This window comes from Bradyrhizobium diversitatis, from assembly GCF_016031635.1.
Lineage (GTDB): Bacteria > Pseudomonadota > Alphaproteobacteria > Rhizobiales > Xanthobacteraceae > Bradyrhizobium > Bradyrhizobium diversitatis.
The window spans coordinates 25823-47229 of the sequence record NZ_JACEGD010000012.1 but is presented as its reverse complement, the minus strand read 5'-3'; the positions used below and the strand labels follow the sequence as shown (position 1 = coordinate 47229).

Genomic DNA, 21407 nt, shown 5'->3' with positions numbered 1-21407 from the left:
CCTAGCGCTGCATCTCTTTCCGAACACGTCCGTTGAGCACCTCGAAATCGGCTACCAACGCATCGCAAGCGGCCTTGGACGCTTCGCAAAGGACGTTCATTCGGATGACGAGCTCGCTTCCTTCCTGCACGACGCGGCGCTGAACGGCTGCGGGATAGGCCGGATGTCCCGTCGGCGGAAACGACCACAGGCTCAGAGTGGCCGCATCCTCGATCAAGGTCCATCCTGATTGAATCGACGTCTTCACCCCCGGCTTGGCGCGCAGCGAGGCAAGCGCAGCCGCGGCAGTCGGATAAGACGCGGCATCCGGGGCGGCCGAGACCGCCGATATCGCGCCGGCAAGGACCAGCAGGACGGCAAGGACTATTCCACGCACAGCTTAGCGACCTCTCACAACACAATCGCTTGCACTATGCTCGACGCACAACCGGAGATCAAGGTGCCGTGCTCGTCACCCGGCCGGGCGATATCGCCCTTACTGCTTCTTGATCAGGCTCCACTTCGTGATCACGGCCTCGCTCATCTGGCCGGCATCGCTGGCGCAGGCGATCTCGTCGACCTTGACCGAGATCTCCTTGCCGACGAACGATTTCAGCTGAGTGGCCTGCGCATCGGTGGAGGTGACGAGCTGGAAGGTCTCCGGGCCGGTCTCGAGATTGCACAGCCCGTTCGGCGGCGGCAGGCGGCGCGGCTCGGAGGTGATCTGGTAGGTCGCGACGCGCTTGCCGTTCTTGACGTCGCGGACCTTCATCGCGTTCAGTTCGCCCGAGAGCACGTCGCCGGTGTTGATCGGCTTGCCGGGCTTCGACGGCGGCGGCATCTCGTCGCCCTGCTGCGCGGACATGGCCGGGGTCACCAGCATCATCATCGTCGCGACCAAAGCCGATCGTGTGGCGAAAAGTTTCGTCATGTCGTCCGTTCCGTGAAGTCTGGATGGCTAGAACAGGGTGCGCTGCCGCATCGCAGCCGATAGCGTACCTTCATCGAGATAATCAAGCTCGCCGCCGACAGGAACACCATGGGCGAGCCGCGTCACCTTCACATTGGCGTCCTGAAGCAGGTCGGTGATGTAGTGCGCCGTGGTCTGGCCGTCGACCGTCGCATTCAGCGCCAGGATGATCTCGTGCACCTGCGGATCATGCGCGCGTGCCACCAGCGAATCGATGGTGAGATCCTGCGGACCGACGCCGTCGAGCGGCGACAATGTCGCGCCGAGCACATGATAGCGCCCCTGGGTGGCATTGGCCCGCTCCAGCGCCCAGAGGTCGGCAACGTCGGCGACGACGACGATGATGGAGGGATCGCGCCTCGGATCGGTACAGACCGTGCAGGGATTTTGCGTGTCGATGTTGCCGCAGGTCTTGCAGACCTGGACCTTGTCCAGCGCGACCTGGAGGGCGGAAGACAGCGGCATCATTAGCGCTTCGCGCTTCTTGATCAGATGCAGCGCAGCGCGCCGCGCCGAGCGCGGACCGAGGCCCGGCAGCCGCGCGAGCAGCTGGACCAGCCGCTCGATCTCAGGACCTGCAACCGCGCCCATATTACTGGCCGAACAACCCCGGCGGCAGGCCAAGCCCGCCCGTGAGGGCCTGCATCTTCTCCTGCATGGCGGTCTCGGCCTTGCGGCGGGCATCACTGAGCGCGGTGACGAGCAGGTCTTCCAGCACCTCGCGTTCTTCCGCCTTCATCAGCGAGGGATCGATCTTGATGCCCTTCACGTCCATCTTCGCGGTCATGCGCACGGCGACGAGGCCGCCGCCGGAGATGCCTTCGACCTCGACGTTGGCGAGTTGGTCCTGCATCTCCTGCATCTTGGATTGCAGCTGCGCCGCCTGCTTCATCATGCCGAGAAAATCAGCCATGGGTGCTCGTCCTTGAATGAATGGCTCAGAGATCGTCGTCGCCGTCGGAACCGTCGGGCGGATCGTCACTGCCATAGTCGGCATTGATATTGGTCTCCGGCGCCTCGGGGGCAAGCCTGCGGACCTCGACGACCTTGGCGCCGGGGAAGCGCGACAGCACCTCCTGCACGCGCGGATCGGCTTCCGCGGTACGGGCATGCTGTTGCTTGGCCGCCTGGTTCACCGAGCGCAGCGTCGGCTGGCCCTGCTCGTTGGAGACGATCACCGTCCAGCGGCGGCCGGTCCACAGCTCGAACTTCCTCGCGAGCTCGGAGATCATGGTCTTGGAGGCGTTGGGCTCGAGCGCAACTTCCAGCCGGCCCTCCTCGAAGCGGACGAGGCGCATGTCGCCTTCGAGCGCGCTCTTGGTCATGATGTCGCGCTTCTGCCCGGCGAGCGCGACGAGCTGGGTGAAGCTGGTGATGCGCAGCTGCGGTGCCGCGGCTTGCGGATCCGGCACTGGGGCTGCCATCTGCGGCCGGGCCGCGCCACCGCCGAACGAAGAGGGCGAGGCGGTCGGCATGCGAACAGGCGCCGCGGACGCAACCGGCGCGGAAGGCGCGCTGCGCGCCGCACTGCCGCCGCTCACGACCGGGGAGCCGCCGCCGTTCTGCTCCAGCATCCTGATCGCTTCGTCCGGCGTCGGCAGATCGGCGACATAGGCAATGCGCACCAGAACCATTTCCGCCGCGGCCGCGGGGCGCGTTGCGGCCTGCACCTCGGTGATGCCCTTGAGCAGCATCTGCCACATCCGCGACAGCACGCGCATCGAGATCTTCGAGGCGAAGTCCCGCGCCCGAACGCGCTCGGTCTCGCCATAGGCGACGTTGTCGGCGGTCGCCGGCACGATCTTCACGCGGGTGACGAAATTGACGAATTCGGCGAGGTCCGAGAGCACGACGATGGGATCGGCGCCGACGTCGTACTGCTCGCGGAACTCCTTGAATGCCGCGGCGATGTCGCCACGCACCAGCGAATCGAAGAGATCGATGACGCGGGTGCGGTCGGCAAGCCCCAGCATCTGCCGGACGGCATCGGCCTTGACGGTGCCGGCCGCATGGGCGATCGCCTGGTCGAGCAGCGACAGCGAATCGCGCACCGAGCCTTCGGCGGCGCGCGCGATGATGCCGAGCGCCTCCGGCTCGATCTCGACATTTTCCTTGGCCGCGATGTTGGCGAGGTGCTTCATCAGCACGTCCGCCTCGACCCGGCGCAGGTCGAAGCGCTGGCAGCGCGACAACACGGTGACCGGAACCTTGCGGATCTCCGTCGTCGCGAACACGAACTTGGCGTGCTCCGGCGGCTCCTCCAGCGTCTTCAGGAAGGCGTTGAACGCTGCCGTCGACAGCATGTGAACTTCGTCGATGATGTAGACCTTGTAGCGGGCGCTGGCGGGCGCATAACGCACGCTGTCATTGATCTGGCGGACGTCGTCGACGCCGGTATGCGAGGCGGCGTCCATCTCCAGCACGTCCATGTGCCGGCTTTCCATGATCGCCTGGCAGTGCACGCCCAAGGTCGGCATGTGGATGGTCGGGCCCTTCACCGAACCATCAGGCATCTCGTAGTTGAGCGCGCGGGCGAGGATGCGCGCGGTGGTGGTCTTGCCGACGCCGCGGACGCCGGTGAGGATCCAGGCCTGCGGGATGCGCCCGGTCTCGAACGCATTGGAGACGGTGCGGACCACCGCCTCCTGGCCGATCAGATCGTCAAAAGAGGAAGGGCGGTATTTGCGCGCCAGGACCCGGTAGGGCGCGTTGCCGGCGCTGTCGGGATTGGGAGGGTCGCCAGCGTCGGTCATCGGTCGATCCGCAATGAAATGTCTCTTGGCCGGCTTTTGCGGAAAGGAGCGCGCTGGCGGGACGACCGCCGGCGCAATTCGCTCGAAAAAACAGGTAGGAGACTGACGAGCGACCCGATCCGGACCTCGTTAGGGCTGCTTCCTTCCGGACCTGACCCGGTTGGCGAGTGGCTCGTCCACCGCCAATCTCCCGGTCCCTATTTGGGGCCAAAGGAGCCGGAAAGCAAGCGGGTATCGGCTCGAACCATTGAGGTCTGCCCAGACTCCAGGCAATTCCCGTCTTGCCTAGCTGACAGGCTGTGCTTTCGTCGCATGGACCAGCTTGCTAAGAACGCCTGGTGGAACTCCAGCCAACCAGAAAAGCGAAAGATCCCAATGGTTACACGTCGTGATGTTGCATCGATTGTCGGACTTGGTGCGATGACCGCGGCCGCGCTGGCTACGCCGGCCGTGGCCCAGACCGCCGATCCCGGCGAATCGACCTTCGCCCGCATCCGCCGGACCAAGAAGATGCGGATTGGCGCCGTCGGTGGCGGCGCGCCCTATTACATGAAGGACCTCACCTCGGGCCAATGGAAGGGCTTCTACATCGACATCGCCAAGGGGCTGGCCGACGACATGGAGGCCGAGCTCGAGATCACCGAGACCACCTGGGGTAATTCGGTGCTCGACCTGCAGGCCAACAAGATCGACATCTTCTTTGGCCTCAATCCGACGCCGAAGCGCGCGCTGGTGGTCGATTTCTCCGTGCCGGTGTTCAACAATGCCTTCGGCATCCTCTGCAAGAAGGACTTCAAGCCGAAGAGCTGGGCCGAATTGAACTCGCCCGACATCAAGATCGCGGTCGACCAGGGCTCCTCGCACGACCAGGTGGTGAGCCGCCTGACGCCGAAGGCGCAGATCACGCGGCTCAAGACCGCCGACGATGCCACCGCCGCTCTGCAGACCGGCCGCGTCGACGCGCAGTGCCTGATCACCATGCTGTCGCTGACCGTGCTTAAGAAGAATCCCTCGCTCGGCCAGCTCGTGCTGCCGACGCCGATCTTCGCCACCACGTCCAATGCCGGCTTTCGCCGCGAGGCCGACAAGACCTGGCGCGACTACGTCAACACCTGGATCGACTTCAACAAGGGCCTCGGCTTCATCCGCAACGCGATCATCACGAATATGGAGCTGGTGGGCGTTACGGAAGCGGACATTCCGCCGGGCGTGTCGTTGTAAGAATGATCGGGCGCGGCCGGATCGGCACCCTCGCTGCGCCCCCTCTCCCGCTTGCGGGAGAGGGTTGGGAAGAGGGTTTCTCAGCTGGCAAGATTCCCCTAGAGGAAAGAGCCCTCACCCGCATCGCATCTTCGATGCGATGCGACCTCTCCCGCAAGCGGGAGAGGTGAAAAGAGAGCACGCATGTATCAGTGGGACTTCGGCATCCTCTGGAGCTATCGCTGGCTCTTTCTCAACGGGCTCGGCGTCACCGTCGGCTTCACCATCGTCATCGTCGTATGCGGATTGCTGTTCGGCCTGCTCGGCGCCTTCGGCAGCCTGTCGCGCTTCAAGGCGTTGCGCCTCACCGCCCTCGCCTTCATCGAGGCGTTCCGCTGCACGCCGATCCTGGTGCAACTGATCTGGTTCTATTACGCGCTGCCGATCCTCGCCGGTGTCGAGATGACGCCGATCACGGCTTCGGCGCTGGCGCTCTCGCTTTATGGCGGCTCGTTCTATTCGGAGATCATCCGCGGCGGCATCGTCTCGATCGACCGCGGCCAGTCCGAGGCCGGTGCCGCGCTCGGCATGACGCCGGTCCAGACCATGCGCCGCATCGTGCTGCCGCAGGCGATCAAGCGCATGATTCCCGCGCTGATGAACCAGTCGATCATCCAGTTCAAGAACACTTCGCTGGTTTCGGTGCTGGCAGTGCCGGACCTGGTCTATCAGAGCCAGGTTGCCGCCCATGACAGCTACCGGCCGCTGGAGATCTACACCGCGGTTGCGGTCGCCTATGCGGCGATCCTGATTCCGCTCACCATCCTCGTCCGCCGCGGCGAGAAGCGATTGGCGGTCGGCGAATGAGCGAGACCCCCAAAATCGAGATCCGGTCCTTGCGCAAGAGCTTCGGCAGCAACGAGGTTCTGAAGAACATCAATCTCGACGTCGCCAAGGGCGGTGTGGTCGCGCTGATCGGCCCGTCGGGTTCCGGCAAGTCGACCCTGCTCCGCTGCATCAATCTGCTGGTCGTGCCCGACGGCGGCAGCGTCCGCGTCGGGGACACCCGCTTTGCTTTCGGTGGCGGCGCGAAGCTTCCCGATGTGAAGACTCTGGCGAAATTCCGCGCCACCACCGGGATGGTGTTCCAGCATTTCAACCTGTTCCCGCACATGACGGCGCTCCAGAACGTGATGGAGGGACCGGTCACGGTGCGGCGCATGCCCAAGGCGAACGCCGAGACGCTCGCGCGCGCGCAGCTCGCCAAGGTGGGGCTGGCCGAGAAGGCCGACCAATACCCTGCGACGCTCTCCGGCGGGCAGAAGCAGCGCGTCGCGATCGCGCGAGCGCTTGCGATGGAGCCTGACGTGATGCTGTTCGACGAGGCGACCTCGGCGCTCGATCCTGAACTGGTCGGCGAAGTCCTGAACGTGATCCAGCAGCTGGCCTCCGAAGGCATGACCATGGTGATCGTGACCCACGAGATCGCCTTTGCCCGCGAAGTCGCCGACCGCCTGATCTTCATGCGCGACGGTGTCGTGGTCGAGGAAGGTCCCGCGCGGCAGGTGATCGACAGTCCCAAGGAAAGCGCGACGCGCGCGTTCCTCGGCCATTTCCACCGCACCGGCGCGCTGCCGCCGGCCAACGCGACAACGTGATGCCTGATATCGACCGCGTCTATCTCGTCACCGGTGCCGCCAGCGGCATCGGCCGTGCCACCGCAAAGCTGCTCGCCGAACCGGGCGTCGGGCTCGTGCTGCACACCCGATCGAACGAGGACGGACTTAAGGCGACCAGAGCGGATGCCGAAGCACGTGGTGCGGCCGTTGCAACATGCCTCGGCGATCTCGCCAACGAAGTCGCCGTGACGCTTGCGTGCGCGACGGCGCACCTTGATTTCGGTCGGCTTGACGGATTGATTCTGATTGGAGGCCACGCCCGCCGCGGCAGCGCGATCGGCACGCCGGCCGATCAATTCATGCAGGCGATGGACGAATCCGCTCTCGCCTTCACGCGTTTCGTGAAGCTTGCGCTTCCGCAGCTACGTGCTGGACGCGAGGCGCGGATCGTCGCCGTGTCTTCCTTCGTCGCGCACGCGATCCGCCCCGAATTCGCGCCCTTTGCTGCCACCGCCGCCAGCCGCTCCGCACTGGAGGCGCTGGTGCGCCTCACCGCGATCGAGCTCGCGAAAGACGGCATCACCGTCAATGCGGTGTCGCCGGGCCTGATCGTCAAGGACAAACCGGGCGAGAGCCGCCTCTCGCCGGAGCAGATCGCCGCCACCGAGGCCTTGATCCCCATGGCCCGCCGCGGCCGTCCCGAAGAAGTCGCAGAAATCATCGCCTTCCTGGCGTCACCGAAGGCGTCCTACGTCACCGGCCAGGTCTGGCACGTCAATGGAGGCCTGACATGACCGAAGCAATCGTCGAACGTCTCAGGCTGTTCCTGATCGAAAGCCCGATCAAGATGGCGCGCCTGCAGGGCGTCGGCAACGTCAAGGGCACCGTGAAGCGCGTGCTGATCGAGCTCACTTCAAGCGACGGCGTGGTCGGCTGGGGCGAGGCGGCGCCGTGGGAGGTCTTTACGGGAACGCCGGAAGCTGCCTTTTCGGCGCTCGATATCTACTTAAGGCCGATCGTGCTCGGCAAGCCGGTACGGCGTGTTCGCGCGCTGATGACCGAGCTCGACCGCGCACTGGTCGGCCACGCCGAGGCCAAAGTCGCGATCGAGATGGCGCTGCTCGACATCGTCGGCAAGGCGTCGGGACTTTCGGTCGCCGATCTCCTCGGTGGCCGCGTCCGCAACACCATCCCCCTCTCCTTCTCGATCGCCGATCCCGATTTCGCCGCCGATCTCGAGCGCATGCGGAAAATGGTTCCGGACGGCAACGTCATCTACAAGGTCAAGACCGGCGTGAAGCCGCATCGCGAGGACCTCGCGCATCTCGAAGCAATCCGGAAGGAGTTCGGCGACAAGGTCGATTTGCGCGTCGACTACAACCAGGCGCTCGCGCCGTTCGGCGCCATCAAGGTCCTGCGCGACGTCGAAGAGTTCGCGCCGACCTTCATCGAGCAGCCGGTCCCGCGAAAATATCTCGACGTGATGGCGCAGCTCACCGCGGCGCTGGAGACGCCGGTGCTCGCCGACGAAAGCTGCTTCGACCGCCGCGACATGATGGAGGTGGTACGGCGCGAGGCGGCTGACGCCGTCTCGATCAAGCTGATGAAGGCCGGCGGCCTGTTCGAGGCGCAGGCCATCATGGCGATCGCCGACATCGCCGGCCTGCCCGGCTATGGCGGCACGCTGTGGGAGGGCGGCATCGGGCTTGGCGCCGGCACGCAGCTGATCGCGGCGACGCCTGGCATCTCGCTCGGCTGCGAATTCTATATGCCGCATCACGTGCTGACCGAGGACGTGCTGGAAGAGCGCATCGCGAACCGAGCCGGCCATGTCGTGGTGCCCGACGGCCCCGGCCTCGGCATTCGCGTCAGCGAGGCCTCGGTGCGCGCCAATGCGCGGGTGATCGCGGAGGCGTAAGGGGCCGCCGGCACCGCCGCAAACTCGGCCGTCGTCCCGGGCAAGCGTAAGCGCAGACCCGGGACCCATAACCACAGGATCGAGTTTGGCGAAGATTCGGAGTTGCCAGCTCGTGCAATAACCACTCCCTGTGGTTATAGGTCCCGGATCTGCGCGCTCGGGCGCGCTTGTCCGGGACGACGAGCGTGTATGCAGTTGCCATCCTTCCCCTATCGGAATCGCTATCGTATGGTCGGGCCAAACAAGCCCGTTCCCCATCGGGCAATCCGGAAACACCTATGCCCGAACCCGCCTGGTCGCTGCACTCCCGCCTGAAAGAGGACACCATCGACATCGGCGATCTGCCGCTGTCGAAGGTGCTGGTCATCAAGGACGCGCATTATCCCTGGCTGTTGCTGGTGCCGCGACGGCCCGACGCGGTCGAGATCATCGATCTCGACGAGGTGCAGCAGGCGCAGCTGATGACCGAGATCTCCCGCGTCTCGCGCGCGCTGAAGGAGATCACCAAATGCGACAAGCTCAACGTCGCAGCCCTCGGCAACCTCGTGCCGCAGCTTCACGTCCACATCATCGCGCGCCGGACCAGTGACGCGGCCTGGCCACGGCCGGTGTGGGGCGTGATGCAGCCTTTGGCCCATGACGCCACCGAGGTGCAGAATTTCATCAGCGCGCTCCGCCGCAAGATCTGGTTGGGTTGAAAGAACGAGAAATGTCAGCATTCGATGCGTTTCCGCTGGGACAGCCGGCCTTCGTCACCAACATCCTCGACCGCGCCGCGCATTTGCGCCGCGACGACGAGAAGCTGTTCGCGCTCGAGCAGAAGCCGTCATCGCGCGCCTATGTGGCCTATCGCGACTCGCTGCTGGTGAAGCGCGAGGGCGAGACGGTGCGCGCGCTGCTTTCGATCGACGAGGCGCTGAAGTGCGGCGCCAATCCCGGCACGATCTTCTTGGGCCTGCGCGATGGCGCTGCCGTGTTCGGGATGGGGATATCGCAGGCCGCCGCCGAGAAGCTGGTCGGCCGGGAGGACTACACCGTCACCGAGCTGCGCGGCATGGCGATGCAGGGGGCGCTTCCACCACAGGAGCTGTCGGCGATCGCGATGGCGAAGTCGATGGTGAGCTGGCATCAGCGCCACGGCTATTGCGCCAATTGCGGCACGCGTACCGCGATGAAGGAAGGCGGCTGGAAGCGCGATTGCCCGGCCTGCAAGGCCGAACACTTTCCGCGCACCGACCCGGTCGTGATCATGCTGGTCGCCTCCGGCGACAAGTGCTTGCTCGGCCGCCAGAAGCAGTTTCCGCCCGGCATGTATTCCTGCCTCGCCGGCTTCGTCGAGGCGGCCGAGACCATCGAGGACGCGGTGCGCCGCGAGATCCTGGAAGAATCCGGCATTCGCTGCACTGACGTGCAATATTACATGACCCAGCCCTGGCCCTACCCGTCATCGCTGATGATCGGCTGCAGCGCACGGGCGCTGAACGAGGACATCGTGGTCGATCGCATGGAGCTGGAGGACGCGCGCTGGTTCACGCGCGAGGAGGCGGCCCTGATGCTGACGCGGACGCATCCCGACGGGCTCGCCGGCCCGCATCCCTTCGCGATCGCTCACCATCTGCTCGGGCGCTGGGTGCACGACAAGAGCAGCACCTGAGCCGGGACCATCGACGGCCGGGATCGCGCCGCGCATTCCCTTCCATGGCGCCTTCACGCTCCGGCTTGCCGAGGGCGAGGGGCACGCGAGGCGGTGCGGCCGCCGCAGCACCGAAATGCGCCCGCCATGGCAGCGGCCTTCCGCCCCGCAACGCATTGAAGTTGAAGAGCTTTTGCTCAACCGGCCCTAGAGCAGTTCCACTGCGTCGCGAAGATTATAGGCTTGCGGTGGAAATATTTTCTCTATATCAGGGAAATCAGCCCCCGAAATGAAACAAAGTTCTTCAAATGACTGATGTCGCCGTCCAGGTTCCCGAGACCAGCCGCCGCCTCGATGCCATTGACCGCAAGATCCTGATGGTCCTTCAGGAGGATGCCTCCCTCTCGGTGGCCGAGATCGGCGACCGCGTCGGCCTGTCCTCGACCCCCTGCTGGAAGCGCATCCAGCGCCTGGAGGCCGACGGCGTGATCATCAAGCGCGTGGCGCTGGTCGACCAGAACAAGATCGGACTCGGCATTTCCGTGTTCGTGTCGGTCGAGAGCGCCGATCACTCGGACGCCTGGCTCAAGCGGTTCGCCGAAGCCGTCAGCGCCATGCCGGAGGTGATGGAGTTCTACCGCATGGCCGGCGACGTCGACTACATGCTCCGCGTCGTGGTCGCGGACATGCAGGCCTATGACGTGTTCTACAAGAAGCTGATCAGCGCCGTGCCGCTGAAGAACGTCACCTCGCGCTTCGCGATGGAGAAGATCAAGTCGGTTACCGCGTTGCCGATTCCCGCGGTGGTGACAGCCTGACGCCGATTCTCATTTTGACGCGTCTTCTTCACGCGAACCGGTATCTACTTCGCTTCAAGCCGGCTGAAACACCGGAAGGGTGACGCTGACCCGCGTACCCCCGCCCGGGGCCGCGCCGATCTCGATCGTCCCGCCATGGACCTCGACCAGGCTGCGGACAACGGCGAGACCAAGACCGGCGCCACCGGTTGCGCGATTGCGCGACTTCTCCAGCCTGTGGAACGGCTCGAGCACGGTCTGACGCTGATCGGCGGGAATCCCAGGTCCCTCGTCGCCGATCGACACGACGACGGCACCGTCCTTCAGGGCCGTGCGCACATGCGCGGCATGGCCATAGGCGAGCGCGTTGTCGATGATGTTGGCGAAGACCCGCCGCAGGGCGAGCCGGTCGCCGAGGACGACGACGTCGCGCGATCGCTCGTCCGTGACCAGATCGACTGCCGCGCCCTGAACATGCCGGTCGTTCACCTCGACGGCCACCAGCGCGGCGAGTTCGACCATCTCCTGTGACAGACCGCCCGCACCCGCCCGCGTCGACAGCAGCGCGTCATCGAGCAGGCGGATCATGTCGTCGATATCGGCGACCGCTCGCTGCCGCTCGGCATCGTCGGGAATGTGCTCGACGCGCAGCCGCAACCGTGTCGCAAAAGTCCTGACGTCATGAGCGATGCCGCCAACCAGCGTCATGCGCGCACGCAGCATCTCGGCAAGCCGCCCCTGCAAGCGGTTGAACGCGGCGATGACGGCGCGGATCTCCGGCGCGCTGCGTCGCGCATCCGGCAGCGGCGGCGGATCGGCCGACAGGTCGACACGATCGACGGCGGCCGCGAGCCGCGCCAGCGGCCGCGTCTCGCGCTGCATGACCAAAAGCGCCAGCAGCGCCACGATCGAGCCGAACAGGCCCGCGCCGAAACCCACGGGCAGCCCGAACTGGGTCACCGGCAGGCGGGTATAGGCGTCGATGACGAGCAGATCGCCGCTGCGCAGGCCGATGCGGAATTCGATCGCATTGGCCATCAGCCGCGCGAGGCGGGGAAACAATCGACTGGCGCGGTGATCGGGCGGCGACACAATCTTCACGGGGCGGCCTGCAAGGCCGGCCGCATAAGTCTCGCGCAATTGTCGCTGCCGTTCCGGCGTCTCGCCGTCGACCGGCGCCCCCGACGGCACGATCCGCGCCATGAATTGCGGCGACGACACTGCGTCGAGGACGGCCTGCCGTGCGTCGCCGACCGTGCCCTCGAGCAACGTTGCAAGCGCATCGAGGCGCGCAGGCGATGGCCGCGTGAGCTCGTTCTCCTGCAGCGTCGTGCGGTAGAAGATCCCCACGAGCACGGTAACCACCACGATGAAGCCGACCAGTCCGATCAGCGCCAGCCGCGCGGCAAGCGTCACGCGCAGCATCACGACACCTGCTTGACGGTCGCGGTGAACAGATAGCCGCCGTTGCGCACCATCGTGATCAGGTTGGAGCCGGGACTTGCACCGTCGAGCTTGCGGCGCAGCCGCGAGATCAGCATGTCGACGGTGCGGTCGAACGGCTCGGCCGAACGTCCGCGGGTCCAGTCGAGGATCTGGTCGCGCGTGAGCACCCTTCGCGGCCGCTGCACGAAGCAACCGAGCAGGTCGAACTCGGCGCTGGTCAATTGCAGCTCCGGTGTCTCGGCCTCGGTCGTCTCGACACTGCGCGCATCGAGATCGATCACGAAGCGGTCGAACGCGAAGCGCCGGACCAGCGGCTTGGCCGGAGTTCCGTTGGCACGGCGCAGGATGGCGCGAACCCGCGCCAGCAGCTCGCGCGGACCGAACGGCTTGGTCAGGTAATCGTCCGCGCCCATCTCGAGGCCGACCACGCGATCAATCTCGTCGCTCTTGGCGGTCAGCATCAGGATCGGGATGGCATCGTCGGCGCGCAGGCGGCGGCAGATCGAAAGCCCGTCCTCGCCCGGCAGCATCAGATCGAGGATGACGAGGTCGGGCCGCAGGCGCTGGAGCATCGAATCCATCGCCTTGCCGTCGGGGACACAGGCGACCTCGAACCCCTCGCGCCGCATGAAGTCGGCAACGAGGCGGCTGATCTCGGGATCGTCCTCCACCATGAGAATCGTGGCTGCTTGCGCGTTCATGGCTGCATTGTGAGCAACGGCTCGCGTCAAGCAAGGGCGCGGGCGCCGTTGTTACATAGTGTTACACGGGTCGGACAAAGCCATAACAATCGTTTCGTTCCGGCAATGCGCCGCAGACGCGGCACGACCAGTCTCCTCCTCATGGCTCCCGCTCACGGCAGCCCCCAGAAGGAGACGACGACCATGACCAAGCTTTTCCTCACCTCCCTCGTCATCGGCACCCTGTCGGTTGCCGCGGCGGCCGACGCCAATGCCTGGACGCGGTCGGGGACGGCGACCGGGCCGCGCGGCACCTCTCACGTCACCGCGACGGGAAGCTGCGCCTACGGAAGCTGCACGCGCAACGTCACCCGCACCGGCCCGGCGGGCAATACTTACACCCGCTCCGGCACGATCTCGCGCTGAGCGGGCCGGACCGTCGCCGCACCCGGCCCCGGGCGGCGACGGTCCATCACTTCAGACCAGGAAGGAACAGCATCGTGTCATCGATTTTCCGTGTCCTGCCGCGAACTGCGGCCATCGTCGCGCTCGGCGTTTCGACGTCCGCATTCGCCCAGAGCCAGTTGCAAACCCAGATCACGCCGCAGATGCGCAGCGAGGCACGAGCGACCATGCAGGCCTGCCGCGCCGATTATGAAAGCCTTTGCAGCAACGTCGCGCCGGGTAGCGGGCGCATCCTGGCCTGCCTGCAATCTCACGCCGGCCAGCTCACCTCGGCCTGCGCACGAGCCCTGCCCCGTGCGCAGGCACTGAGGGACAGCGCCGTCACCACCGGCGCCACCCCGAAATAGGAGGACACCGTGGCTTATGCTTCTCTCCTGCTCGACCCAACGCTCCGGTACATGGTCCTGGCGACGGCGATCGGCCTGATGCTGCTCGAATACGGCATCGGCCGGCTTGCCCATCGTGAGACCCACGACTGGCGCGAGAGCGCTGCCTCTTTCGGCGTGGCCCTCGGCCAGAACCTGCTGCGCGCGGTCGAGGCAGGCATGCTCGCGATGCCGTTCGCGTTCCTGTACGAGCACCGCCTGTTCGACTTCGCGCAGACCGGTCCGCTCGCGCTCGCAGGATTGTTCCTGGGCAGCGAGTTCCTGTATTATTGGCAGCATCGCGCCTCGCATCGCATTCGCTGGATGTGGGCGACGCATGCAGTGCATCACTCGACGACGCGACTGACTGCGGCGATCCGGCTCGGCTGGACCGGAAACGTCTCGGGCAACTTCCTGTTCTTCCTGCCACTGGCGCTGATCGGATTTCATCCGTTCGCGATCGTGGCAATGCTCGGCATCAACCTGCTCTATCAGTTCTTCATCCACAGCCAGTTCGGTCCGAAGCTCGGCATCCTGGAATGGGTGCTCAACACGCCGAGCCACCATCGCGTGCACCATGCCTGCAATGAGCCGTGCCTCGACAAGAACTATGGCGGCATCCTGATCGTGTTCGACCGCCTGTTCGGGACCTTTGCCGAACGGCCCTCCGACCAGCCGCTCCGGTTCGGCCTCGTCGGCGGCGTGCAATCCTTCAACCCGATCCGGATTGCGCTCGGCGAATGGATCGCGATACTGGGCGACACCTGGAAGGCACGGGGTGCGAGCGCGAAGCTCCGCACCCTGTTCGGCCCGCCCGGAGGCTGAGCGCGTTAGCGCTCAGATCTTCTGATTGTACTCGCCGACTTCAGGATGCGTGCGCAGCACGCTGTTCACCATCTCGAACATGTCGTGCATGCGCTGCTCGGAGACCGGGCTCTCGACCACGACGACGAGCTCGGGCTTGTTGGAGGAGGCGCGCACCAGGCCCCAGCTGCCGTCCTCGACCGTGACGCGGACGCCGTTGACGGTGACGAGATCGCGGATCGCCTGGCCGCCGATCTTGGCGCCCTTCGCCTGCAAGCCCTCGAAGTGCTTCACCACCTTGTCGATGACGCCGTATTTGACCTCGTCGGCGCAGTGCGGCGACATGGTCGGCGACGACCAGGTCTTCGGCAGCGCGTTCTTCAGGTCGGCCATCGACTTGCCGGGCGCACGGTCGAGCATGTCGCAGATCGCGATCGCCGAGACCAGGCCGTCGTCATAGCCGCGGCCATACGGCTTGTTGAAGAAGAAGTGGCCCGACTTCTCGAAGCCCGCCAGCGCGCCGGTCTCGTTGGTGCGGCGCTTCATGTAGGAATGACCGGTCTTCCAATAGGCGGTCTTCGCGCCCTGCTTCTGCAGCACGGGATCGGTGATGAACAGGCCGGTCGATTTCACGTCGACGATGAACTGCGCGTCCTTGTGGATTGCCGACATGTCGCGCGCCAGCATGACGCCGACCTTGTCGGCGAAGATCTCCTCGCCGGTGTCGTCCACGACGCCGCAGCGGTCGCCGTCACCATCGAAGCCGAGGCCGACATCGGCCTTGTGATGCAGCACCGCGTCGCGGATCGCGTGCAGCATCTCCATGTCTTCCGGGTTCGGATTGTATTTCGGGAAGGTGTGGTCGAGCTCGGTATCGAGCGGGATCACCTCGCAGCCGATCGCTTCCAGCACCTGCGGCGCGAACGCGCCGGCGGTGCCGTTGCCGCAGGCCGCGACGACCTTGAGCTTGCGCTTGAGCTTCGGACGATTGGTGAGGTCGGCGATGTAGCGCGCCGGATAGTTCTCGTGGAATTGATAGGAGCCGCCCGCCTTGTTCTTGAACTCCGCGTTGAGCACGATCTCCTTCAGCCGCGTCATCTCGTCGGGGCCGAAGGTCAGCGGGCGGTTGGCGCCCATCTTGACACCGGTCCAGCCATTGTCGTTGTGCGAGGCCGTGACCATGGCGACGCAGGGCACATCCAGGTCGAACTGCGCGAAATAGGCCATCGGCGTCACCGCGAGGCCGATATCGTGCACCTTGCATCCCGCGGCCATCAGGCCGGAGATCAGCGCGTACTTGATCGAGGCCGAATAGCCGCGGAAATCATGGCCGGTGACGATCTCCTGCCTGACGCCGAGCTCGGCGATCAGCGCGCCCAGCCCCATGCCGAGCGCCTGCACACCCATCAGGTTAATTTCCTTCTGGAACAACCAGCGCGCGTCGTATTCGCGAAAGCCCGTCGGCTTCACCATCGGCTCTGATTCGAAGGCGTAGGTGTTTGGCAGCAGTACGGATTTCGGCTTCGGGAACATTGAGACGGTCTCGTGAAAAAGGGGCGGGATTTGCTGCAGCCTAAGCGAATGCCCGGCCGCAGCGGAAGGCGGGATTGAAGGCTTATGGCCGATAATTGCGGCAGATTGGTAACGAAGCAGGGGCTCGTGGCGCGATATAAATGTCTGACCAGAACGGCTAGCTCTGGAGCCGTGCAAGGATGTCCTGGAGAATCCCGCCGACGCGATCAGAAGGCATAGATTGCGTCGGCCGTGGCGGCGGGAGCGACGTATGACTTCAGGGCGTCGCGGTTGACGACGTCAACGGGCTCGTCAAACAGCTTGGCAATATACTCCTTGAGCTCGACATAATCGAAGACCGTGATCCGCGCATCGGGATCAATCTCGACCATGATATCGAGGTCGCTGCCGGAATGATTTTCATCCTTCGCCACCGACCCGAACAACGCAGCATGCACAACGCCCCGCTGGCGCAGGGCAGGCTCGAACTGTCGCAGAATCGCTATCGCATCGGGGCCGTTCATGGATGGAATATAGCACCCCGCTCGCCCCGGCGGGAGGCCCTCCTTCGGGCGCGACGGCGAGCCTACTGCTCCAGCACCATCTGGCCGTTGGAATATTCGAAGCGCTTCAGGCGCGACAGGAAGGAGAGACCGAGCAGGTTCTCCGACAAGGCCGCGTCCGGCAGCACCATGGCATCGACGTCGCGCACGATGAGGCCGCCGACCTCTAACATGGCGATACGGGTGCGCGCGGCCTTGATGGTGCCGTTGGCCGTGGAGACGGTGGCGGTGTACTCGCCGCGCGAGGGACGCAGGCCGAAGCGTGCGGCCGAGGTCTCGTTCAGCGCAACGACGGAGGCGCCGGTATCGATCATGAAACCGATGCGCTGGCCGTCGATGCGGCCCTCGGTCTGGAAATGACCGCGGCCGTCGCGCGAAATGCTGAGGCTGCGGCCGCCGGCCGGGGCGGTGGAGGCAACGGCCACCGTCGTGCGGGGGACCGAGGTGGCGGAGGCGGAGCTCATCTTGTCCGCCATCTGGGCCATGAAGGTGCCGAGGCCGATCATCACGGCCGCGAAGATCATAATGTTACGCATCACACCACTTCCGAGCCGGAAAGCTCGATTTCATCACGCAGCGTGCCCGGCGGCGAGCGAAGCCGCGGTCAGAGAGCTGCTATTTTGACGAAAAGCATGAGCGGACGGTTAATGCGCGATCGAACTTTCACGTCCCGCGCGGCTTTGCCCGCCGGGTCGGCAGCGCATTGGCAGGGTCGTCCGGCCAGGGGTGGCGCGGATAGCGGCCGCGCAGGTCGGAGCGCACGGCGGCGTAGCTGCCCCGCCAGAAGCCGGGGAGATCACGCGTCACCTGCACCGGGCGCTGCGCTGGCGACAGCAATTCCAGCACCAGCGGCACCTTGCCGGCGGCAATCGAGGGATGGGTGTTGAGGCCGAACAGTTCCTGGAGCCGTACCGCGATGGTCGGCCCCTGCTCGGCCTCGTAATCGATCGCGAGCGCGCTTCCGGTCGGCGCTTCGAAATGGGTCGGCGCCTCGCGATCCAGCCGCGCGCGCATGTCCCAAGGCAGCAGCGCCATCAACGCGTCGGAGAGATCGCCCGCTGAGATATCCTTGAGCGCGATCTTGTCGTAGAGCGCCGGCACCAGCCAATCCTCGCGCCGCGCGATCAGCCCGTCGTCGGAGAGATCGGGCCAGGCCTCGCCCTCGGCCTTGCGCAGGAACATCACGCGGTCGCGCCATTGTTTTGCGGTCTTCGACCAGGGCAGCCGGTCGAGACCGGCCGCAATCAACCCATCGGCAAGGATGCGCGCGGTCTCCTCCGAGGGCGACACGGCAAGTGTCGCCTCGGACAGCGTGATGGCATGCAGCACGCGCCTGCGCCGCGCGCGCAGCGCCATCGCGCCGCGATCGAACGAGATCTCGTCGGCGGTCTCGATATGCTCGGCGAAATGCCGCTCGATCTCGTCCTGGGTGATTTGCGCGGCGAGCAGGATGCGTCCGCTCGCCGCCGTCCCCGTCATCTCGCCGATCGCGATGTAGGGCGCGCGGGCGAGCGAAGAGGTCTGCTGGACCGAAGCGCCGCGGCCGTTGGCGAGCACGAAACTGCCATTGCCGCGGTTGCGTGCGACACGGTCCGGAAAGGCATAGGCGAGCATCAGGCCGGTCGAGAGATCTTCCTGCTGCCCGGCTTTCTCCGACGCCGCGACCTGCGAGGCCCAGCGCCGCGCCAGGTCGCGCGCGCTGGACGCACGCGGCGAGCGGTCACGGCGAAACTGGTCGCGCCGGTGTTCGAGATCGACACTGTCGCCCCCTAACCCGCGCTCGGTGATGATGGCGGCGATCTCGGCGGCGGCCTCGCCGCCGCCTGCACGATGCGAATCCACGATCATGCGCGCCAGCCGCGGCGGCAGCGCCAGCGAACGCAGGCTCTTGCCCTCTGCGGTAATGCGGCCGTCGCCATCGAGCGCGTTGAGCTCGGACAGCAGGCTTTTTGCTTCCTTCCAGGCCGGCTGCGGCGGCGGGTCGAGGAACGACAATGCGCCGGGATCAGTGACGCCCCATTGCGCGAGGTCGAGCACCAGCGAGGACAGATCGGCGCTGAGGATTTCCGGCTGGGTGTAGGGCGCAAGCGCGGCCGTCTGCGGCTCGTCCCAGAGCCGGTAGCAGACACCGGGCTCGGTGCGGCCGGCGCGGCCGCGGCGCTGGTCCACCGCCGCGCGCGAGGCGCGCACGGTCTCGAGGCGGGTCAAGCCGATGTCGGGCTCGTAACGCGGGACGCGGGCGAGACCGGAATCGACCACGATGCGCACGCCTTCGATGGTGAGCGAGGTCTCGGCGATCGAGGTCGCCAGCACCACCTTGCGCGAGGCCCTGGGTGCCGGCGCGATGGCGCGGTCCTGCACGGCGGCATCGAGCGCGCCGAACAGCGGCACGATCTCGATGGAGGCGTCGTGCACGCGCTCGCCGAGAAAGTTCTGAGTGCGGCGGATCTCGGCGGCGCCCGGCAGGAACGCCAGCACCGAGCCGCTGTCGGCGCGCAGCGCCGATGCAATCGCGTCCGCCATCTGCCGCTCGATCGGCGCATCTGCCTTGCGGCCGAGATAGCGCGTCTCGACCGGAAAGGCGCGGCCCTCGCTTTCGACGACGGGCGCATCGCCGAGCAATCTGGCCACGCGCGCGCCGTCGAGCGTGGCCGACATCACGAGGATGCGGAGATCCTCGCGCAGGCCGGTTTGCGCATCACGCGCCAGCGCGAGGCCGAGATCGGCGTCGAGCGAGCGCTCGTGGAATTCGTCGAACAGGATCGCGGCGACGCCTGAAAGTTCGGGATCGTCGAGAATCTGGCGGGTGAAGATGCCCTCGGTCACCACCTCGATGCGCGTGGCGCGCGAGATCTTCGAGCCGAAGCGGACGCGATAGCCAACGGTCTCGCCGGCCCGCTCGCCGAGCGATTTGGCCATGCGATCGGCACTGGCCCGCGCCGCGATGCGCCGCGGCTCCAGCACGATGATCTTCCTGTCCTTCGCCCAGGGCGCATCGAGCAGTGCCAGCGGCACGCGCGTGGTCTTGCCGGCGCCGGGCGGCGCCACCAGCACGGTGGCGTTGTTAGCCTCCAGCGTGCGCGACAAATCGTCGAGCACGGCATCGATCGGGAGGGGCGTGTCGAAGCTGCGGGGCAAGGTCTATCCACTCGTCATGCCCGGCCGTCGTGCCGGGCATCCACGTTCTTTCAGGCGAGAGTGAACAAGACATGGATGGCCGGAACAAGCCCGGCCATGACGGCTTCTTTCAACGAGAAATGCAGCTATCGGCCCTGCACAGTGGGCCGGCCGACGCTCTCGTAGGTGAAGCCGGCGGCTTCCATGTCTTCGGGGCGATAGATGTTGCGGAGGTCGATGAGGACGGGCTGCGCCATGGTCTGCTTCAACCGATCGAGATCGAGCGCGCGGAACTGAACCCATTCGGTGACGATGACGAGCGCGTCCGCGCCTTCCGCGCAGGAATAGGCGTCCTCGCAGTAGGTGATGCTGGGCAGCTCGCCTTTTGCCTGCTCCATGCCGACGGGATCGAACGCCTTGACGGTCGCACCCATGTCGATCAGGCCTGTCACCAGCGGGATCGACGGCGCGTCGCGCATGTCGTCGGTGTCGGGCTTGAAGGTGAGGCCGAGCACGGCGATGGTCTTGCCGCGCAGCGAGCCGCCGAGCGCCTGGCTCACTTTCCGTGCCATCGCGCGCTTGCGGTTCTCGTTGACCGCCAGCACGGATTCGACGATGCGCAAGGACACGTCATAGTCCTGCGCGATCTTGATCAAGGCCTTGGTGTCCTTCGGGAAGCACGAGCCGCCGAAGCCTGGGCCTGCATGCAGGAATTTTGTGCCGATGCGGTTGTCAAGGCCAATGCCGCGCGCGACCTCCTGGACGTTGGCGCCGGCTTTTTCCGAGAGATCGGCGATCTCGTTGATGAAGGTGATCTTGGTCGCCAGGAACGCGTTGGCGGCGTATTTGATCATCTCGGCGGTGCGGCGCTCGGTGAACATCAGCGGCGCCTGGTTCAGCGACAGCGGACGGTAGATGTCGCCCATCACCTTGCGGCCGCGCTCGTCCGAGATGCCGACCACGATGCGATCGGGGAACTTGAAATCGCGGATCGCCGCGCCCTCGCGCAGGAACTCGGGGTTCGAGGCGACCACGACGTCGGCCGCAGGGTTCGTCTCGCGGATGATGCGCTCGACCTCGTCGCCGGTGCCGACCGGCACGGTCGACTTGGTCACCACGACGGTGAAGCCGGTGAGCGCTTGCGCGATCTCGCGGGCGGCGGCGTAGACGTAGGACAGATCGGCGTGGCCATCGCCGCGGCGCGAGGGCGTGCCAACCGCGATGAACACGGCATCAGCATCCGCGACCGGCTTGGTGAGATCGGTGGTGAAGTCCAGCCGCTTGGCCTTGACGTTGGTCGCGACCAGTTCGTCGAGGCCGGGCTCGTAGATCGGGATCTCGCCGCGATGGAGCGCCGCGATCTTCTTCTCGTCCTTGTCGACGCAGGTGACGTCGTGGCCGAAATCCGCAAAGCAGGCTCCGGAAACCAGTCCCACATAACCCGTGCCGATCATCGCGATGCGCATGAAAAATCCTGTCCCAGCTTGGTTAACGGAAGCCCAATTCGCGGCGGTTTAGCATTTTCCCGAGGTCATGGAACAGTCCGGATGCAAAAACCGGCCCGCGATTTGAACGGGTAAAGAAGT

General features: G+C 65.7%; 23 protein-coding genes and 1 other RNA gene. 11 read left to right on the top strand and 13 right to left on the bottom strand.

Annotation, left to right across the window (positions count from 1 at the left end; translation table 11 throughout):
- Position 1: 1 nt before the first annotated feature.
- The 6 genes from H1B27_RS14290 to ffs form a co-directional block, all read right to left on the bottom strand.
- Positions 2-376: a hypothetical protein gene (locus H1B27_RS14290; protein ID WP_197966489.1), complete on the bottom strand. Its 375-nt coding sequence runs from the start codon at positions 374-376 to the stop codon at positions 2-4.
- Between the two features lie 99 nt (positions 377-475).
- On the bottom strand, positions 476-910 hold the full coding sequence (locus H1B27_RS14285) for a hypothetical protein (protein ID WP_061879601.1): 435 nt from the start codon (positions 908-910) through the stop codon (positions 476-478).
- A 27-nt stretch (positions 911-937) separates the two neighbouring features.
- Positions 938-1540 carry a recombination mediator RecR gene (gene recR / locus H1B27_RS14280; protein ID WP_197966488.1) on the bottom strand — a complete coding sequence of 201 codons (603 nt, stop codon included), beginning with the start codon at positions 1538-1540 and terminating at the stop codon, positions 938-940.
- Position 1541: 1 nt separating this feature from the next.
- Positions 1542-1862 carry a YbaB/EbfC family nucleoid-associated protein gene (locus H1B27_RS14275; protein ID WP_061879603.1) on the bottom strand — a complete coding sequence of 107 codons (321 nt, stop codon included), beginning with the start codon at positions 1860-1862 and terminating at the stop codon, positions 1542-1544.
- A gap of 25 nt (positions 1863-1887) precedes the next feature.
- Positions 1888-3702 (bottom strand): DNA polymerase III subunit gamma/tau, encoded by a 1815-nt coding sequence (locus H1B27_RS14270; RefSeq protein WP_197966487.1) that lies wholly within the window; start codon positions 3700-3702, stop codon positions 1888-1890.
- 94 nt (positions 3703-3796) lie between these two features.
- Positions 3797-3893: signal recognition particle sRNA small type (ffs, locus tag H1B27_RS14265), an RNA gene on the bottom strand.
- A 184-nt stretch (positions 3894-4077) separates the two neighbouring features.
- Between ffs and H1B27_RS14260 the strand changes: the two genes are divergently transcribed.
- The 8 genes from H1B27_RS14260 (at position 4078) to H1B27_RS14225 (ending at position 10890) form a co-directional block, all read left to right on the top strand.
- Entirely contained in the window at positions 4078-4923 is an 846-nt protein-coding gene (locus H1B27_RS14260; RefSeq protein ID WP_197966486.1) for a transporter substrate-binding domain-containing protein, read from the top strand.
- Between the two features lie 183 nt (positions 4924-5106).
- A complete protein-coding gene (locus H1B27_RS14255) occupies positions 5107-5769 on the top strand; it encodes an amino acid ABC transporter permease (RefSeq protein WP_197966485.1) in 663 nt (220 codons plus the stop codon).
- Positions 5766-6560, top strand: a complete 795-nt coding sequence (locus H1B27_RS14250; RefSeq protein ID WP_197966484.1) for an amino acid ABC transporter ATP-binding protein — start codon at positions 5766-5768, stop codon at positions 6558-6560. The genes H1B27_RS14255 and H1B27_RS14250 overlap by 4 nt, the downstream gene beginning before the upstream one ends.
- Positions 6560-7315, top strand: a complete 756-nt coding sequence (locus tag H1B27_RS14245; protein ID WP_197966483.1) for an SDR family NAD(P)-dependent oxidoreductase — start codon at positions 6560-6562, stop codon at positions 7313-7315. Before H1B27_RS14250 ends, H1B27_RS14245 begins: the two co-directional genes overlap by 1 nt.
- Positions 7312-8439, top strand: a complete 1128-nt coding sequence (locus H1B27_RS14240; RefSeq protein ID WP_197966482.1) for a muconate cycloisomerase family protein — start codon at positions 7312-7314, stop codon at positions 8437-8439. Before H1B27_RS14245 ends, H1B27_RS14240 begins: the two co-directional genes overlap by 4 nt.
- Before the next feature lie 278 nt (positions 8440-8717).
- Complete coding sequence (locus H1B27_RS14235) at positions 8718-9137, top strand: HIT domain-containing protein (RefSeq protein WP_061879605.1); 420 nt, start codon at positions 8718-8720, stop codon at positions 9135-9137.
- 11 nt (positions 9138-9148) lie between these two features.
- Positions 9149-10093 carry an NAD(+) diphosphatase gene (nudC, locus tag H1B27_RS14230; protein WP_197966481.1) on the top strand — a complete coding sequence of 315 codons (945 nt, stop codon included), beginning with the start codon at positions 9149-9151 and terminating at the stop codon, positions 10091-10093.
- A 287-nt stretch (positions 10094-10380) separates the two neighbouring features.
- On the top strand, positions 10381-10890 hold the full coding sequence (locus H1B27_RS14225; RefSeq protein WP_197966480.1) for an Lrp/AsnC family transcriptional regulator: 510 nt from the start codon (positions 10381-10383) through the stop codon (positions 10888-10890).
- Positions 10891-10944: 54 nt separating this feature from the next.
- On the opposite strand, the gene H1B27_RS14220 is transcribed toward H1B27_RS14225, so the two are convergent.
- Together H1B27_RS14220 and H1B27_RS14215 are read right to left on the bottom strand one after the other, a co-directional pair.
- Positions 10945-12294: a sensor histidine kinase gene (locus H1B27_RS14220; protein WP_197966479.1), complete on the bottom strand. Its 1350-nt coding sequence runs from the start codon at positions 12292-12294 to the stop codon at positions 10945-10947.
- Complete coding sequence (locus H1B27_RS14215; RefSeq protein ID WP_197966478.1) at positions 12294-13016, bottom strand: response regulator; 723 nt, start codon at positions 13014-13016, stop codon at positions 12294-12296. The genes H1B27_RS14220 and H1B27_RS14215 overlap by 1 nt, the downstream gene beginning before the upstream one ends.
- 183 nt (positions 13017-13199) lie before the next feature.
- Here H1B27_RS14215 and H1B27_RS14210 point away from each other — a divergent pair, with 183 nt between their 5' ends.
- The 3 genes from H1B27_RS14210 to H1B27_RS14200 all read left to right on the top strand — a co-directional run bounded on the left by H1B27_RS14210 (position 13200) and on the right by H1B27_RS14200 (position 14650).
- Positions 13200-13421: a hypothetical protein gene (locus tag H1B27_RS14210; protein ID WP_197966477.1), complete on the top strand. Its 222-nt coding sequence runs from the start codon at positions 13200-13202 to the stop codon at positions 13419-13421.
- A gap of 74 nt (positions 13422-13495) precedes the next feature.
- Entirely contained in the window at positions 13496-13807 is a 312-nt protein-coding gene (locus H1B27_RS14205; RefSeq protein WP_311976944.1) for a cysteine rich repeat-containing protein, read from the top strand.
- Positions 13808-13816: 9 nt separating this feature from the next.
- Positions 13817-14650, top strand: a complete 834-nt coding sequence (locus H1B27_RS14200; RefSeq protein ID WP_197966476.1) for a sterol desaturase family protein — start codon at positions 13817-13819, stop codon at positions 14648-14650.
- 12 nt (positions 14651-14662) lie between these two features.
- On the opposite strand, the gene H1B27_RS14195 is transcribed toward H1B27_RS14200, so the two are convergent.
- The 5 genes from H1B27_RS14195 to H1B27_RS14175 all read right to left on the bottom strand — a co-directional run bounded on the left by H1B27_RS14195 (position 14663) and on the right by H1B27_RS14175 (position 21287).
- Positions 14663-16162 (bottom strand): phosphomannomutase/phosphoglucomutase, encoded by a 1500-nt coding sequence (locus H1B27_RS14195; protein ID WP_028176372.1) that lies wholly within the window; start codon positions 16160-16162, stop codon positions 14663-14665.
- 206 nt (positions 16163-16368) lie between these two features.
- On the bottom strand, positions 16369-16665 hold the full coding sequence (locus tag H1B27_RS14190) for a nucleotidyltransferase family protein (protein WP_197966475.1): 297 nt from the start codon (positions 16663-16665) through the stop codon (positions 16369-16371).
- Between the two features lie 62 nt (positions 16666-16727).
- Positions 16728-17240, bottom strand: coding sequence for a TIGR02281 family clan AA aspartic protease (locus tag H1B27_RS14185; RefSeq protein ID WP_082822055.1), 513 nt, complete (start codon positions 17238-17240; stop codon positions 16728-16730).
- A 127-nt stretch (positions 17241-17367) separates the two neighbouring features.
- On the bottom strand, positions 17368-19842 hold the full coding sequence (gene hrpB, locus H1B27_RS14180; RefSeq protein ID WP_197966474.1) for an ATP-dependent helicase HrpB: 2475 nt from the start codon (positions 19840-19842) through the stop codon (positions 17368-17370).
- 125 nt (positions 19843-19967) lie between these two features.
- The gene (locus tag H1B27_RS14175) at positions 19968-21287 is read right to left on the bottom strand and encodes a UDP-glucose dehydrogenase family protein (RefSeq protein ID WP_197966473.1); all 1320 of its coding nucleotides are present in this window, start codon (positions 21285-21287) and stop codon (positions 19968-19970) included.
- Positions 21288-21407: the final 120 nt, after the last annotated feature.

Bases quoted from the DNA above. Each gene is read 5' to 3' on its own strand.
- H1B27_RS14285 (WP_061879601.1), bottom strand. From the start codon at position 910: ATGACGAAACTTTTCGCCACACGATCGGCTTTGGTCGCGACGATGATG.
- recR (WP_197966488.1), bottom strand. From the start codon at position 1,540: ATGGGCGCGGTTGCAGGTCCTGAGATCGAGCGGCTGGTCCAGCTGCTC.
- H1B27_RS14275 (WP_061879603.1), bottom strand. From the start codon at position 1,862: ATGGCTGATTTTCTCGGCATGATGAAGCAGGCGGCGCAGCTGCAATCC.
- H1B27_RS14270 (WP_197966487.1), bottom strand. From the start codon at position 3,702: ATGACCGACGCTGGCGACCCTCCCAATCCCGACAGCGCCGGCAACGCG.
- H1B27_RS14260 (WP_197966486.1), top strand. From the start codon at position 4,078: ATGGTTACACGTCGTGATGTTGCATCGATTGTCGGACTTGGTGCGATG.
- H1B27_RS14255 (WP_197966485.1), top strand. From the start codon at position 5,107: ATGTATCAGTGGGACTTCGGCATCCTCTGGAGCTATCGCTGGCTCTTT.
- H1B27_RS14250 (WP_197966484.1), top strand. From the start codon at position 5,766: ATGAGCGAGACCCCCAAAATCGAGATCCGGTCCTTGCGCAAGAGCTTC.
- H1B27_RS14245 (WP_197966483.1), top strand. From the start codon at position 6,560: ATGCCTGATATCGACCGCGTCTATCTCGTCACCGGTGCCGCCAGCGGC.
- H1B27_RS14240 (WP_197966482.1), top strand. From the start codon at position 7,312: ATGACCGAAGCAATCGTCGAACGTCTCAGGCTGTTCCTGATCGAAAGC.
- H1B27_RS14235 (WP_061879605.1), top strand. From the start codon at position 8,718: ATGCCCGAACCCGCCTGGTCGCTGCACTCCCGCCTGAAAGAGGACACC.
- nudC (WP_197966481.1), top strand. From the start codon at position 9,149: ATGTCAGCATTCGATGCGTTTCCGCTGGGACAGCCGGCCTTCGTCACC.
- H1B27_RS14225 (WP_197966480.1), top strand. From the start codon at position 10,381: ATGACTGATGTCGCCGTCCAGGTTCCCGAGACCAGCCGCCGCCTCGAT.
- H1B27_RS14220 (WP_197966479.1), bottom strand. From the start codon at position 12,294: ATGCTGCGCGTGACGCTTGCCGCGCGGCTGGCGCTGATCGGACTGGTC.
- H1B27_RS14215 (WP_197966478.1), bottom strand. From the start codon at position 13,016: ATGAACGCGCAAGCAGCCACGATTCTCATGGTGGAGGACGATCCCGAG.
- H1B27_RS14210 (WP_197966477.1), top strand. From the start codon at position 13,200: ATGACCAAGCTTTTCCTCACCTCCCTCGTCATCGGCACCCTGTCGGTT.
- H1B27_RS14195 (WP_028176372.1), bottom strand. From the start codon at position 16,162: ATGTTCCCGAAGCCGAAATCCGTACTGCTGCCAAACACCTACGCCTTC.
- H1B27_RS14190 (WP_197966475.1), bottom strand. From the start codon at position 16,665: ATGAACGGCCCCGATGCGATAGCGATTCTGCGACAGTTCGAGCCTGCC.
- H1B27_RS14185 (WP_082822055.1), bottom strand. From the start codon at position 17,240: ATGCGTAACATTATGATCTTCGCGGCCGTGATGATCGGCCTCGGCACC.
- H1B27_RS14175 (WP_197966473.1), bottom strand. From the start codon at position 21,287: ATGCGCATCGCGATGATCGGCACGGGTTATGTGGGACTGGTTTCCGGA.